9 protein-coding genes are annotated in these 13754 nt (G+C 71.6%); 1 reads left to right on the top strand and 8 read right to left on the bottom strand.

What is annotated here, in order from left to right; translation table 11 throughout:
* Positions 1-6 precede the first annotated feature (6 nt).
* Positions 7-1293 (bottom strand): 1-deoxy-D-xylulose-5-phosphate reductoisomerase, encoded by a 1287-nt coding sequence (dxr, locus tag ACZ7OY_RS40295; RefSeq protein WP_472250524.1) that lies wholly within the window; start codon positions 1291-1293, stop codon positions 7-9.
* A 248-nt stretch (positions 1294-1541) separates the two neighbouring features.
* Positions 1542-3473, bottom strand: coding sequence for an acyl-CoA dehydrogenase family protein (locus tag ACZ7OY_RS40290; RefSeq protein ID WP_472250523.1), 1932 nt, complete (start codon positions 3471-3473; stop codon positions 1542-1544).
* Between the two features lie 383 nt (positions 3474-3856).
* Between ACZ7OY_RS40290 and ACZ7OY_RS40285 the strand changes: the two genes are divergently transcribed.
* On the top strand, positions 3857-4870 hold the full coding sequence (locus ACZ7OY_RS40285) for a LacI family DNA-binding transcriptional regulator (protein WP_472250522.1): 1014 nt from the start codon (positions 3857-3859) through the stop codon (positions 4868-4870).
* A gap of 61 nt (positions 4871-4931) precedes the next feature.
* Here the strand turns inward: ACZ7OY_RS40285 and ACZ7OY_RS40280 are convergent, their stop codons facing one another.
* The 6 genes from ACZ7OY_RS40280 to ACZ7OY_RS40255 are packed head-to-tail and all read right to left on the bottom strand — an operon-like array spanning position 4932 to position 13624.
* Positions 4932-5645 (bottom strand): glycoside hydrolase family 12 protein, encoded by a 714-nt coding sequence (locus ACZ7OY_RS40280; RefSeq protein ID WP_472250521.1) that lies wholly within the window; start codon positions 5643-5645, stop codon positions 4932-4934.
* 37 nt (positions 5646-5682) lie between these two features.
* Positions 5683-7902 carry a glycosyl hydrolase family 95 catalytic domain-containing protein gene (locus tag ACZ7OY_RS40275; protein WP_472250520.1) on the bottom strand — a complete coding sequence of 740 codons (2220 nt, stop codon included), beginning with the start codon at positions 7900-7902 and terminating at the stop codon, positions 5683-5685.
* Positions 7899-9866 carry a beta-galactosidase gene (locus ACZ7OY_RS40270; protein WP_472250519.1) on the bottom strand — a complete coding sequence of 656 codons (1968 nt, stop codon included), beginning with the start codon at positions 9864-9866 and terminating at the stop codon, positions 7899-7901. The genes ACZ7OY_RS40275 and ACZ7OY_RS40270 overlap by 4 nt, the downstream gene beginning before the upstream one ends.
* The gene (locus ACZ7OY_RS40265; protein ID WP_472250518.1) at positions 9866-10873 is read right to left on the bottom strand and encodes a carbohydrate ABC transporter permease; all 1008 of its coding nucleotides are present in this window, start codon (positions 10871-10873) and stop codon (positions 9866-9868) included. Before ACZ7OY_RS40265 ends, ACZ7OY_RS40270 begins: the two co-directional genes overlap by 1 nt.
* On the bottom strand, positions 10870-11904 hold the full coding sequence (locus tag ACZ7OY_RS40260; RefSeq protein ID WP_472250517.1) for an ABC transporter permease: 1035 nt from the start codon (positions 11902-11904) through the stop codon (positions 10870-10872). The genes ACZ7OY_RS40265 and ACZ7OY_RS40260 overlap by 4 nt, the downstream gene beginning before the upstream one ends.
* Positions 11905-11929: 25 nt before the next feature.
* Positions 11930-13624, bottom strand: coding sequence for an extracellular solute-binding protein (locus ACZ7OY_RS40255; RefSeq protein ID WP_472250516.1), 1695 nt, complete (start codon positions 13622-13624; stop codon positions 11930-11932).
* Positions 13625-13754 lie beyond the last annotated feature (130 nt).

Below are 13754 nucleotides of genomic sequence, written 5' to 3'. Positions count from 1 at the left end.
GGGTCGTCATGCACGCGCCTCCGCGGTCGCCGTCGTCGTGTGTGCTGTCAGTTCCCCGGCCCTGGCTCGCGCCCAGGCCTCCGCTTCGAGGACGTCCGACACGGTCAGTGAAGTTCCCTTGCGCGGCATGCCGTGCTCCTCGACCACCCGTGTCACCGTCTCCATGATCCCGTTGAACGGCAGGGCGCCGTTCAGGAACGCTTCGACGCACTCCTCGTTGGCCGCATTGAACACTGCCGGGGCCGTGCCCGCGAGCTCCCCGACGTGCCGGGCGAGCCCGACGGAGGGGAAGGCCTCACCGTCGAGCGGGAAGAACTCCCAGGTCGAAGCCTTGCTCCAGTCGAAGGCGGGAGCCGCGTCCGGTACCCGTTCGGGCCAGCCAAGACCGATGGCGATCGGCCCTCCCATGTCGGGGGGCGTCGCCTGGGCCAGGGTGGATCCGTCCGTGAACTCAACCATCGAGTGAACATACGACTGGGGATGCACGACGACCTCAATGCGGTCGAAGGGAATGTCGTACAGCAGGTGCGCCTCGATGACTTCGAGACCCTTGTTGACGAGGGTCGCGGAGTTGACCGTGATCACCGGGCCCATCGCCCAGGTCGGGTGGGCGAGGGCGTCCTGGACGGTGACGTTCGCCAGTTCCGCCTTGGTCCGGCCGCGGAAGGGGCCGCCGGAGGCGGTGACGACGAGCTTGCGCACGTCGGCCCGGGTACCGGCCGCCAGGGCCTGGAAGAGGGCCGCGTGCTCGGAGTCCACCGGGATGATCTGCCCGGGCTTGGCGAGCGCCTTGACCAGCGGGCCGCCGACGATGAGCGACTCCTTGTTGGCCAGCGCGAGGGTGCGGCCGGCCTCCAGGGCGGCGAGGGTCGGCGCGAGGCCGATGGATCCGGTGATGCCGTTGAGGACGGTGTGGCAGTCGGAGGCGGCGACCTGCGCGGCCGCGTCCGGGCCGGCGAGGATCTCGGGGAGCGGCTCGCCCGCCCCGTACCGGGCGGCGAGCGCCTCGCGCAGCGCGGGGACGACGTCCTCGCGGGCCACGGCCACCGTGTGCACCCGCAGCCGGTGGGCCTGCTCGGCGAGCAGTTCGACCCGGCCGCCCGCGGCGGACAGGGCGGTGACACGGAAGCGGTCCGGGTTGCGCAGGACGAGGTCGATGGCCTGGGTGCCGATCGAGCCGGTGGAGCCGAGGATCACCACGTCCTTGGGCCCGTCCCCCGCGACGGGGTCGAAGACGAGGTGCGGGTCGGCGAGCGGGGCCGGGCTCACGCGGCCGGCGGGGCTTTCGGTCATTGCTCCATTGTGGCGCGGCCCGCGACCGCGGCTGACAGCGCGTCCTCGTCGCGGGACCGCCGACGGCCCCGGGCCGCCGGGGAGCCGGGTTCCCGGGCCCTCGGGGCCGTGGGGGTACGAAGGGGCCGCAAAGCCGCCGCCCACGCCCGTGGGCCGCCACGTGCGGGCCGCTCCCGCCGCACCCACGGTCCGCACCCGCCGCACCCGGCGCCCGGCCGGGTGCGGCGGGCCGGGTGCGGCGGGCCCCGTCAGCGGATCGGACGGTGGACGTTCTCCCGTTCGCTCGGCCCGGGTGTGGCGTCCGCGATCCAGGGGCCGTCTCCCGAGGGGTCGACGATGCCCTGTTCCAGCCATTCGTACGTACCCGCGAGGACGCCCTTGACGACCTTGCGGTCGACGCCGTCGGTGTTGGTCCACAGCCGGTCGAAGAGTTCCTCGACCCGGATGCGGGACTGGCGGCAGAAGGCGTCGGCCAGCTGGTAGGCCTCGCGGCCGTGGTCGCCCTGGCTGCGCAGCAGCTCGGCGCGGACGCAGGCGGCGCTCATCGCGAACAGCTCCGCGCCGATGTCGACGACCCGGCCCAGGAAGCCCTGCTTGGTCTCCATCCGGCCCTGCCAGCGGGACATGGCGTAGAACGTGGAGCGGGCGAGCTTGCGGGCGTGCCGTTCGACGTAGCGCAGATGGCCGGAGAGGTCGACCTCGTGCTTGAACTGGTTGTACGAGACGGGGAGCTGGCCGGGTCCCGCGACCAGCTTCGGAAGCCACTTGGCGTAGAAGACGCCCGCGTTCGCCCCGGCCTTCGCCTTGTCCGACAGGGACTTCTCCGGGTCGATCAGGTCGCCCGCGACCGACAGGTGCGCGTCGACCGCCTCGCGTGCGATCAGCAGGTGCATGATCTCCGTCGAGCCCTCGAAGATCCGGTTGATGCGCAGGTCGCGCAGCATCTGCTCGGCGGGTACGGAGCGTTCGCCGCGGGCGGCCAGCGAGGCGGCGGTCTCGAAGCCGCGCCCGCCGCGGATCTGGACCAGTTCGTCGGCCATGAGCCAGGACATCTCCGAGCCGTACAGCTTGGCGAGGGCGGCCTCGATCCGGATGTCGTTGCGGTCCTCGTCCGCCATCTGGGAGGAGAGGTCGACGACGGCCTCCAGGGCGAAGGTGGTGGCGGCGATGAAGCTGATCTTGGAGCCGACGGCCTCGTGGTGCGCGACCGGCTTGCCCCACTGCTCGCGTACGCCCGACCACTCGCGGGCGATCTTCAAGCACCACTTGCCCGCGCCCACGCACATGGCGGGCAGGGAGAGCCGTCCGGTGTTCAGCGTGGTCAGTGCGATCTTGAGGCCGGCACCCTCGGGGCCGATGCGGTGGGCGGCCGGGACGCGCACCCGGTGCAGCCGGGTGACGCCGTTCTCCAGGCCGCGCAGGCCCATGAAGGCGTTGCGGTTCTCGACGGTGACGCCCTCGGAGGCGGCCTCCACGACGAAGGCGGTGATGCCGCCCTTGTGGCCCTCGGACTTCGGTACCCGGGCCATCACCACGAGGAGGTCGGCGACCACGCCGTTGGTCGTCCAGAGCTTCACGCCGTCGAGGATGTAGTCGTCCCCGTCCGGGACGGCGGTGGTGGCCAGCCGGGCCGGGTCGGAGCCGACGTCGGGTTCGGTCAGCAGGAAGGCGGAGATGTCGGTACGGGCACACCGGGGCAGGAAGGTGTCCTTCTGCTCCTGGGTGCCGAAGAGCTTCAGCGGCTGCGGCACGCCGATCGACTGGTGGGCGGAGAGCAGCGCGCCGATCGCCGGGTTCGCCGAGCCGACCAGGGCGAGGGCCTTGTTGTAGTAGACCTGGGTGAGGCCGAGGCCGCCGTATTTGGTGTCGATCTTCATGCCGAGGGCGCCGAGCTCCTTGAGCCCGTCGATCACCTCGTCCGGGATCCGTGCGTCGCGCTCGATGCGCGCCGAGTCGATCCGGGTCTCGCAGAAGTCGCGCAGTTTGGCCAGGAACTCCTCGCCGCGTTGCGCGTCCTCGTCGGCGGGCAGGGGGTGGGGATGGATGAGGTCGAGCCGGAAGCGGCCCAGGAACAGTTCCTTGGCGAAGCTGGGCTTGCGCCAGTCCTGTTCCCGGGCGGCCTCCGCCACCTGACGTGCCTCACGCTCAGTGACGGTGGGTTTGCTGGTTGGTGCGGTCATGAGGCTCACCTCGCCGCGAATAGGGATCTTGGGGGACGTTCGTTACCGACCGGTGCTACTGGATCGTTGGTACCCGAATCCGGACGTGCCCACCAGCCCTCGTGCGCCGTTCAGTGGATGTCGGGCCCGCCCTGCGCCACTCCCCCGTGCGGGTGACCCCCGTGACCGTGAGAACCTTCGTGCTCCGGGGGGGGCGGCGCGGTCCGCGGGGGCGGCTGTCGCCGGACAGGTCATCGGGGGAGGCCGGCGTCGCGGGAAAAGCAGTCGAAGCGCTTCGACAACCTATGGACACCCATCCCCGCTGAAGCTACTGTCGAACCACCCCCACCCGCCCTTACTCGTCACGCGCACTGTCGAAGCGCTTCAAAAGCTTGGAGAGCTGGATGGTCACCCTCGCCGAGGTCGCCCAGCACGCCGGAGTCTCGGCGAGCACGGTGAGCTATGTCCTCAGCGGCAAGCGGTCCATCTCCGCGACCACCCGGCTGCGGGTCGAGCAGAGCATCCGGGAGCTCGGCTACCACCCCAACGCCGGCGCCCGCGCCCTGGCCAGCAGCAGGTCGAACATCATCGCGCTGATGGTCCCGCTGCGCACGGACATGTATGTGCCGGTGATGATGGAGATCGCCATCGCGGTGGCCACCACGGCCCGCACGCACGGGTACGACGTCCTGCTCCTGACCGGCGAGGAGGGACCCGACGCCGTCCGCCGCGTCACCGGCAGCGGGCTCGCCGACGCGATGATCCTCATGGACGTCCAGCTCGACGACGAGCGGCTGCCGTTGCTGCGCGGCTCCGGCCAGCCGTCCGTCCTGATCGGCCTGCCCGCCGACACCACCGGGCTGACCTGCGTCGACCTGGACTGGAGCGCGACCGGCGCCTTGTGCGTGGAGCATCTGGCGAAGCTGGGACACCATGACATCGCCGTCATCGGCGAGGCTCCCGCGGTGTACGAGCGGCACACCGGGTTCGCCGAGCGCACGCTCGACGGACTGCGCTCGCGGGCCCGGGAACTGGGCCTGCGGGTGCTGCACCGGCCGTGCGAGGGCGGGTACGACGCGATGGCCGTGACCCTGGCCCGGATCCTCGACGAGCGTCCGGGCACCACGGGGTTCGTCGTGCAGAACGAGTCGGCCGTCGAACCGCTGCTCGCCCTGCTGCGCCAGCAGGGCCGCGCCGTGCCCGAGGACGTCTCGGTGGTCGCGATCTGCCCGGACCAGGTCGCCGTCCAGGCCTCGGTGCGGCTGACGTCCGTGGGCATCCCCGCTCCGGACATGGGCCGGTACGCCGTGGAGCGTCTGATCGCGACGCTCGAAGGCCGGGCGGCCGGTGAAGTGGTCCTGATCGCGCCCGAACTGACGGTCAGGGCGAGCTCGGGACCGGCGCCCGCCGCATCCTGAGACCGGCGGTTCCCGGCCCCCGTCACCGGACCGGCGCGCGGGCGCCGGCCCGGCACCGCGGTCAGCCGCCGCTGACGGTCAGGCTGTTGGCGGCGAAGTCCAGGCCGCCGGAGGACGAGGTGATCTCGAAGCCGAACTGCACGTCACCGATCGTCTCGTTGCCGAACCAGCCCTTGGTGTCCTTGATCCACTTGAGGATCGGCAGGATGTTGACGGTTCCCGAGGACGAGTTCGAGGTGCGGACGAACGAGAAGACGTCGTTGGCGCCGTTGTTGCCCTTGTAGACGGTCCAGGTGTGGCCGCCGAGCGTCAGATTGCCCTGCGAGGTGCCGAGCGGTCCGACGGCGCCGGTCTTGTTGACCCAGAGCATGATCTCGTAGTCGTAGTCGGTGTCCCAGATGTCGTACGACGTGTTGTACGCGCCGGACGACGGGACGGTGACGTTGTAGCTGCTGGTCAGCGAGGTGAGCGAGGTGATCGACTTGTTGATCACCTTCTTGGAGTTGGGGTAGGCCTTGATGCCGCCGGTGTTGGGGTGGTTGGCCCAGACGCCCCAGTTGGTGCCGGAGTTGGCCCAGATGCACTGGCTGCCGGCGCCGGAGCCCCAGATGTCGTTGTAGAGCGTGTAGCCGTTCAGGGTGGTGCTGCCCCACTGGTCGCAGGAGGACCAGACGGCGGCGGAGGCGGGCGCCGAGGCGAGGCCGACGGTGGCGCCGAGCGCGAGGACGGGAGCGAGCAGGGCCATGACGGCCCGGCCGGGCGTGCGTGTTGCCATGGTGTCCCTTTCCATGGGTGGGGGGAGGTGCGTGGGGTCACCACGTCCTCAGGGTGAGGACGTGCTCTTCTCCGGCGACGAGGTCGAGCGGCCGCGCGCCGCCGGAAGTCCTGAGTTCGACGCGCCGGGTGCGGGTCGGCCGCAGCACGGCCGTGACGCCCTCGGGGCTCCAGGTCAGGTCGAGCCCGGCGCCGAACCGGGTGCGCACGCCGCGCAGTTCGCCCGCCGGACGGTCGGCCGGCAGTGCGGGCAGCAGCACCAGCCGGTCGGGGGTGGACTGCACGAGCATCTCGATCAGCACCGCGGGCAGGGCGTGCGCGGCGTCGGCGTTGTAGACGTTGCGGGCGGGGTAGTGGGCGCTCATCAGGGAGTCGTGGAAGTAGTCGCCGCCCAGCACGTCGGCGAGCGCGTGCGCGACCCGGTCGGCGTCCCGCAGCCGGGCGGCGATCAGCGCGTGGTGGAGACGGCCGTGCGCCGAGTCGTTCTCCGCACCGCGCAGGGCGAGGGCGCGATGGGCGGCGGCGGCCAGGTCCGGGGTGTCGTAGGGGTTGATCTCGTCGAGCGGCCAGACGCCGTACAGATGGCTGAGGTGGCGGTGGTCGTAGGTGTCGTCGAGTCCGGGGCGGGCCCATTCGGCGAGCGCGCCGTCGGTGTTGACCCGGTGCGCGGGCAGCCGGCCGGCGAGGGCGCGCAGCCGGTCGGCGCGCTCGGGGTGGTAGTCGGCCGCGGTCAGCAGGGCGTGCCGGGCCGCGGAGAGGTCCATGGCCGCGTCGAGGGCGCCCCAGCTGCCGCCCGCGGGCCGGTTCTCCGGCGAGTAGGACGGCACGACGACGAGCCGGCCTTCGCCGTCGGTGCGGGTGAGGAAGTCCTCGTAGAACAGGGCGGTCTCGGCGAGTGCGGCGGCGGTGCGCGGGTCGCGGGTGCCGTGGCTGTCGTCGTGGTCGACGAGCGGCTTGAGCAGCCAGTCCGCTCCGGCGGTCCACAGGTGCAGGGGGTACTCGCGGCTGAAGTGGTACGAGAGCCCGGACTCGCCGTCGGTGTGCGCGGGCGCCACCACGCCCCGGGCGCCGAAGACCGCGCGGGCGTTGTCGCGCCAGTCCGGCAGCTGCCGCTGGACCAGGGCGGCCTGCGCCTCGGTGACCTCGGGCAGGTCGGCGGGGACGGCGGAGGCGGTCTGGAGGTTGAGGTTGGCGTCGGTGGTGAGGGCTCCGGACCAGGCGGTGTCCCAGTCGCCGGTCCACAGGCCGGTGAGGCGGGGCGGCAGCAGGCCGGACGCGGACAGCAGGTGGTAGCGGCCGGCCGCGAAGAGCCGTTCCAGGAGTGCCGGGCCGGCGGGCCGTCGCAGCAGTGCGGAGCCCGGCAGGGCGCGGTCGGCCGGGTCGGCGCGCAGGTCGAGGGTGACCCGGCGGTAGGCGGTGCGGTGGTGCGCGAGGTGACGGGCCAGGAGGTCCGGGTAGGGCTGTGCGGTGAGCAGGGCGCGCAGGGCACGGGCCTCCTCCGCGACGTCCGGCTCGCCGGTGTGCCGCCGTACCCGGGTCAGCAGCAGCACCGAGGCGGCGCCCTCGATCCGCACGCCCGGCGGGGTGAGGGTGGTGCGGCCGCCCTCGACGGCCACCAGGGTCACCCCGGTGTAGGCGCGGTCGCTGCCGGGGTAGCGGACGCGCAGGGTGAGCAGGGCGCCCTCGGGGGTGCGGACGGCACCGTGGCCGACGGCCAGGCCCGCGGGCGCGCCGGGCAGCCGGTGGTCGAGGAAGATGTCCTGGGTGAGGTCCGGGGCGGTGACGTGCTGGACGATCACGTCGTCCGCGCGGGAGACGAAGACGCGGCTGGTACGGCCGTCGCTGTGGGCGGTCGTCTCGCCGGTGGTGAAGTCGACGGCGCGGCGGTACGGGTCCGGCGTCGCCCGGCCGCGGGCCCGGGGGCGGGGACCGCCGGAGCCGCGCAGTTCGGTGCGGAAGGCGGGGTGGAACGGCTGCACCCATTGCAGGGGCCGTCCGTCGGTGAAGCTCTCGGCGGCGGTCAGGTCGCCGGCCAGCAACCGGTCCTGGAGCGCGGGCAGTTCGGCGGCCAGTTCGGGGGGCCTGGCGTGTTCGCCGCCGTTGGGGCGGACCAGGGCGTGATGGGTGACGACGACTCGGTCGACGTCGGGGTCTCCGAACACGAGTGCGCCGTGGTGGCCGTTGCCGCTCAGGAAGGCGTCCTCCCAGCGGGCGGCCGGGGCGGGCTCCCAGGTGCCGTGGACGGGACCGGACGTCATGGCTTGAGCACCGCCGCTCCGTAGCGGCCGAGGGTGAGCCGGCCGGTGACCGTGTCCCCGGTCAGCAGGTCCCGGTGGGTGCCCGGGACCTCGACGGTGACCGGGTCGCGGCCGTGGTGGAGCAGGAACAGCAGCTCGCCGCGGCGTACGGCCTCGACCCCGGCGGGCAGACCGGCCAGCACCGGCCGGACCCCGGCGTCGTCGGCCACGACACCGAGCAGACCGCGCAGCGCGTCGGGCTCGGGCAGCGTCGAGACGTACCAGGCGCGGCCGCGGCGCAGGACGGCGGGCAGTCCGTCGAGTTCGCCGCCCCGGTAGGGGACCGTCTCGCCGACGTCGTCGGCCGCCTCGATCTCCTCCGACCACAGCGTGCCCAGGAAGCCGTCGCACCCGACGGTCTCCCCCGCGTCCAGCGGCCACCACTCGTGCAGGACGCGGATGCCGAACAGGGTGCGCAGCCGGGCGTCCATGCCGCCGGGGCGCACCCGGTCGTCCTCGTCGGCGATACCGGTCAGGAACCCGGCGACGAGGGTGCCGCCGCCGTCGACGTAGGCGAGGAGGTTGTCGACCGCCGCGTCGGTGAGGAGGTAGAGCTGGGGTACGACGACCAGTGCGTAGCCGGTCAGGTCGTGCTCGGGGTGGGCGAAGTCGGTGGCGACGTTCGCCTCCCACAGGGCCCGGTGCCAGGCGCCGAGGACGGCGGCGGGGTCGACGTCGGCGGAGGGGCGGCCGTCCTGGACGCCCGCCCACCAGGCGTTCCAGTCGTGCAGGACCGCCACCTCGGCGCGGCTGTGGCGGCCGGCCACCTCGCCGCCGATTAGGGCGAGTTCGGCGCCGAGCCGTCTGATCTCCCGGTGGGACCTGCCTTCCTCGCCGGCGTGGCCGAGCATGGCGGAGTGGAACTTCTCCGCGCCCTGCCGGGACTGGCGCCACTGGAAGTAGCAGACGGCGTCCGCGCCGCGGGCCACGGCCTGGAGCGACCACAGCCGGTCGAGTCCGCGCGGCTTGGGGCGGTTCACCCGGCGCCAGCTGACGGCGCCCGCCGCCTGTTCCATCAGCATCCAGGGGCCGTTCGCCTGCGACCGGGTCAGGTCCTGGACCAGGGCGCCGTGCTGGGCGCCGAGGGGGTCGCCGGGGTCGGGGTAGAGGTCGACGGAGACGACGTCCTCCTGCCCGGCCCAGCGCCAGCCGTCCTGGCCGATCCACAGCGGCATGAAGTTGGTGGTGACGGGGATGTGCGGGGTGTGCCGGGCGACGATGTCGCGTTCGGCCGTGTAGCACTCCAGGAGCATGTCGGAGGTGAAGCGGCGGAAGTCGAGCACCTGGGCGGGGTTGTGCAGGTAGTGGGCGCGGCGCGGGGGCAGGATGCCGTCCCAGGTGTCGTAGCCCTGGCTCCAGAAGGCCGTGCCCCAGGCGGTGTTGAGGGCGTCGAGACTGCCGTACCGGGTGCGCAGCCAGCGGCGGAAGGCGGCGGCGGCCTCGTCGCCGTGGTCGGTGGTGCAGTACTCGTTGTTGATGTGCCACAGGGTGAGGGCGGGGTGGCCGGCGTAGCGGGCGGCCAGGTCCTCGGTGATGGCGGCGGCGTAGTGGCGGTAGGTGGCGCTGGAGTGGGAGAAGTGCTGGCGGCCGCCCCACCACTCGGTCCGGCCGTCGGCGTCGCGGGGCAGGGTCTCGGGGTGCAGCCGGCCCAGCCAGGGCGGGGGCGAGGAGGTGGGGGTGGCGAGGACGACCCCGATGCCGCCCTCGTGCAGCAGGTCCATCAGCCGGTCCAGCCAGCCGAACTCCCGCGATCCCGGCTCGGGTTCGAGTCTCGCCCAGGAGAAGACGCCGACGGTCACGGAGTTGACGTGGGCGTCCCGCATCAGCCGGACGTCCTCGGCCCAGGTCTTCTCGGGCCACTGCTCGGGGTTGTAGTCGCCGCCGAAGAGGATGCGGCCGCGGGTGACGTCGTCGAGGCGTGGCATCAGCCCTTCACCGCGCCCGTCAGCATGCCCTTCCTGAAGTGCTTCTGGACGAAGGGCGACAGCACGGCTACCGGCAGCAGCGCCAGCACCATGACGGCCATCTGCACGGCCAGTCCCGACAGTTCACCGGTCTTGATGGCCTGCCCCAGTCCGACCGGGGCCTCCTGCTTCTGCACCAGCTGGATCATGACGTTCTGCAACGGCATCATGTCCTGGTCGTTGAGGTAGAGGGAGGCGTTGAACCAGGCGCTCCAGTAGCCCACGGCGTAGAAGAGCGTGATCACCGCGAGGACCGCGCGCGAGAGCGGCATCACGATCTGCCAGAGGATGCGCAGGTCGCCCGCGCCGTCGATGCGCGCGCTGTCGATGAGCTCCGGTGAGATGCCCATGAAGAAGCCGCGCAGCACCAGGATGTTGAAGACGCTGATCGCGCTCGGCAGGATCAGCGCGAGATAGGTGTCGGTCAGGCCCAGGGACTGCACCAGCAGATAGGTCGGGATGAGACCGGCGCTGAAGAACATGGTCGCCAGCAGCGTCATCAGGATCCAGCGGTGGCCGAGCGAGCCGGTGCGGGAGAGGCCGTAGGCGCACAGCACGGACACCGCCATCGAGAAGAGCGTGCCGACCACGGTGATCAGGACGCTGATGACGGCGGCGCGGGTGACCTGGCCGCCGCCGAGCAGTTCCCGGTAGGCGACGAAGGTGATGCCCTTGGGCACCATCACCAGACCGCCGGCCCGGTCGATGGTCCTGCGCGAGGAGAGGCTGGTGACCAGGACGATCCAGAGCGGGAAGAGGATCCCCAGGCAGGCCAGCGCCAGGACGAGTCCCTTGCCGGCGATGCCCGCCGGGCCGGGTGCCTCCTCCCAGACCGGGCGTGGCGGGGCGGCCCACCGGCCCGGTCGGTGCGCCGGGCCGCGCCCGGAGCCGCGTCCCGGGCCGCGCCCCGGCTCGTCGCCCGACGCGGGTACGGCCGCGCTCACCGGTCTGCCGGTCGTGGCGGTCATTTCCGGTACACCCCCTGCTCGCCCATGAGATGGGCCACCTTGTTCGCGGCGAGGACCAGCCCGAGGCTGACGACGCCCTTGACGAGTCCGGCGGCGGCCGCGTAGCCGAAGTCCTGGTTGCGCACGCCGTTCCACCACACGAAGGTGTCGAGGACCTCCGCCGCGCCCGGTCCGACCGCGTCGCGTTGCAGCAGGATCTGCTCGAAGCCGACGGTCAGGGCGTCACCGACGCGCAGCACAAGCAGCAGCGCGATCACCGGGCGCAGGGCCGGCAGGGTGACGTGCCACATCCGCCGCCACCGGTTCGCGCCGTCCATCGCGGCGGCCTCGTACAGGTCGGGGCTGACCGAGGCCAGGGCGGCGAGGAAGACGATGATCCCCCAGCCCGCGTCCTTCCACACGCTCTGCGCGGTGACGAGGAACTTGAAGGTCGCCGGGTCGGTCATGATGTCGAGGCCGTCGTACCCGTGCTGCCGGAGCAGCTGGGACAGGAGCCCGGCGCCGCCGAAGAGCTGCTGGAAGACGGCGATGACCAGGACCCAGGAGAAGAAGTGCGGCAGGTAGAGGACCGCCTGTGAGATCGCCCGGACCCTGGGTCTGACCACGCTGTTGATGAGCAGCGCGAGCGCGATCGGGACCGGGAAGTACAGCACGAGCTGGAGGGCGAACAGCACCAGCGTGTTGCGGACCGCGCCCCAGAAGGCCGAGTCCTCGAAGATCCGCTGGAAGTTCTCCAGACCGACCCAGGGGCTGTGCAGCATGGAGACGATCCCGTTGTCGCTGACGTAGGGGTCGTACTCCTGGAAGGCGACGACATTGCCGAGGATCGGTATGTAGTTGAAGAGCAGGACCAGCACGACGGCCGGCAGGGTCATCAGGAGCAGCACGCGGTCGCGTCGCAGCCGGTGCCGCAGGCCCGGCTCTCCCGGCGGGCGCGCCCGCCGCGCCCCGGGAGAGCCGCCGGACGCCACCGGGGCCGTATCCGTCGTGTCGGTCTCGGTCCCGCTGCGAGGCACCGTGCTGTGGGACACGCCGTTCTCCTCGTCTCGCCGCCGGTCAGTTCGCCGCCGAGCCGTTGTCGTCGAGCAGCTTGCGGTACCAGTCGCGCAGCTGGTCACCGCCCTTGCTCTTCCAGTCGGACACGGCCTGCTGCATGTCGCCGATCTTCTTGCGGCCGCGGACGATGTCGTCCTCCAGCTGCTCGAAGTCGTTCATGAGATTGGTCCAGCGGGCGGGCTCGGTGATCTGCATGCCGTAGAAGGCGGACTTCCGGGTGCAGGCGCCCATCCGCTGCTGCCACTCGACCTGGCCCCTGGCGACCTCGGGCAGGTCGGGGTGGGCGATGGTCGCGGCGGGGCTGGCGACCATGACGAAGGCGTTGAGGACGTCGATGTTGCCCTGGTCGGTCTTGACCGGCAGGCCGTCCTTGACGGTGTAGTGGGTGCCTTCGACGCCGTAGTTGGTGAGCATGTACTCCTTGGTGCCGTACGGCGCCGCGGTGACGTTGGCGACGGCCAGCACGTCCCGGATCACCGACTCGGAGGCCTTCTTGTTGACGAAGGCGAAGATGCCGGCCGGGTTCTTGGCCCACAGGGTGGGTTTGCCGCCGGCGTGACCGGGGATGTCCATGCCCCAGATCCGGAAGTCCGGGTTCTGGGTGGCCTGGGCGGCGGCCTGGCCGTACCACTGGGAGATGTCCTGGTTGTAGATGAGGAACTCGCCGGCCACGAACTTGGGCGCCGGGTCGGTGGCCTGGCTCTTGCCCAGTTTGGCGTCGGGGTGGACGAGTTCCTCGGCGAACAGCTTGCGCGTCCACTCCAGCGCCTCGAGGTACTCCTGGGTCTCGATGCGGTTGACGAGCTTGCCGTCGACGAGGTTCCAGCCGAGCGACTTCTCGTCGCCGGACAGCACGCCGAACATGTTGAAGGCGGTCCACTTCATGTCCAGGCAGGCCCAGCGCTTGGCCTTGGCGTCGGTGATCTCCTTGGCCAGGGCGTGGAACTCGTCGGCGGAGGTGGGGACCTGGTACCCCTCCTTGTCGAAGAGGTCCTTGCGGTAGAAGGGCACGATGCTGGTGACGTACGAGGACGGCATCGGCAGGCCGCGCAGCTTGCCGCCGAACAGGGAGCGCTGCCAGGCGTCCGTCGGGATCGCGGCGAGGTTCGGGTACTGCTTGACGGCGTCGCCGGAGAGGTAGGGCCCGAGGTCGGCGAACTTGGCGATGACGGCGCTGGGGATCTTGCCGGTCATGTTCCAGCCGGGGACGACCACCACGTCCGGTACGTCGCTGGAGGCGAGGACCGCGCCGAGCTTCTGGTCGTAGGTGTTGCCGTCCTGGTTCTGCCAGACGACGTCGACGCCGATGAGGTCGTTCATCGCCGTGTAGTAGGCGTTGTCGGCCTTCGGCGGGGAGCCCCAGAACGGGGACATGATCGAGACCTTGCCGCCCTTGCCGAGCTTCTTGGGCACCGAGGTCTTCAGGCCGGCGAGGTCGAGCTTGCCGGTGAAGCCGACCGCGGAGCCGTTGCGGGCGGCGATGTCGGGGGTCACGACGTTGCCCGCGACGTAGGCCGGCAGCAGCTTCTTGGCGTCCTTGCCCGACGTGGTGCCGTCGCGCGAGCCGCTGTCGGAGCCGCCGCAGGCGGCCAGCAGGGGCATCCCTCCCGCCATCGCGGCGGTGGCGACCGCCGTCGAGGCGAGGAAGCTTCTCCGGCTCGGGGCGGAGGAGGCGGAAGCGGCGTTCGGCGTCATTGCGTCAACCCTTCGTGGCGCACCAGGACACCCGGCGGTGGCCGTCGGCTGCGGTGTCTCGAGTGGAACTGGCTGAGCCGAAGCGGATCCTCCGACCAATGCCGAGGAAAGTGCCCCTCCCGAGGGGCGG

The organism is Streptomyces sp. NPDC107559 (assembly GCF_055657365.1).
Note: the sequence above shows the minus strand (reverse complement) of the source record. Positions and strands in the feature narration are given on the sequence as shown.

Coding starts and splice junctions, on each gene's coding strand:
- ACZ7OY_RS40290 (WP_472250523.1), bottom strand. CDS start 3,473: ATGACCGCACCAACCAGCAAACCCACCGTCACTGAGCGTGAGGCACGT.
- ACZ7OY_RS40280 (WP_472250521.1), bottom strand. CDS start 5,645: ATGGCAACACGCACGCCCGGCCGGGCCGTCATGGCCCTGCTCGCTCCC.
- ACZ7OY_RS40255 (WP_472250516.1), bottom strand. CDS start 13,624: ATGACGCCGAACGCCGCTTCCGCCTCCTCCGCCCCGAGCCGGAGAAGC.
- ACZ7OY_RS40265 (WP_472250518.1), bottom strand. CDS start 10,873: ATGACCGCCACGACCGGCAGACCGGTGAGCGCGGCCGTACCCGCGTCG.
- ACZ7OY_RS40270 (WP_472250519.1), bottom strand. CDS start 9,866: ATGCCACGCCTCGACGACGTCACCCGCGGCCGCATCCTCTTCGGCGGC.
- ACZ7OY_RS40285 (WP_472250522.1), top strand. CDS start 3,857: ATGGTCACCCTCGCCGAGGTCGCCCAGCACGCCGGAGTCTCGGCGAGC.
- dxr (WP_472250524.1), bottom strand. CDS start 1,293: ATGACCGAAAGCCCCGCCGGCCGCGTGAGCCCGGCCCCGCTCGCCGAC.
- ACZ7OY_RS40275 (WP_472250520.1), bottom strand. CDS start 7,902: ATGACGTCCGGTCCCGTCCACGGCACCTGGGAGCCCGCCCCGGCCGCC.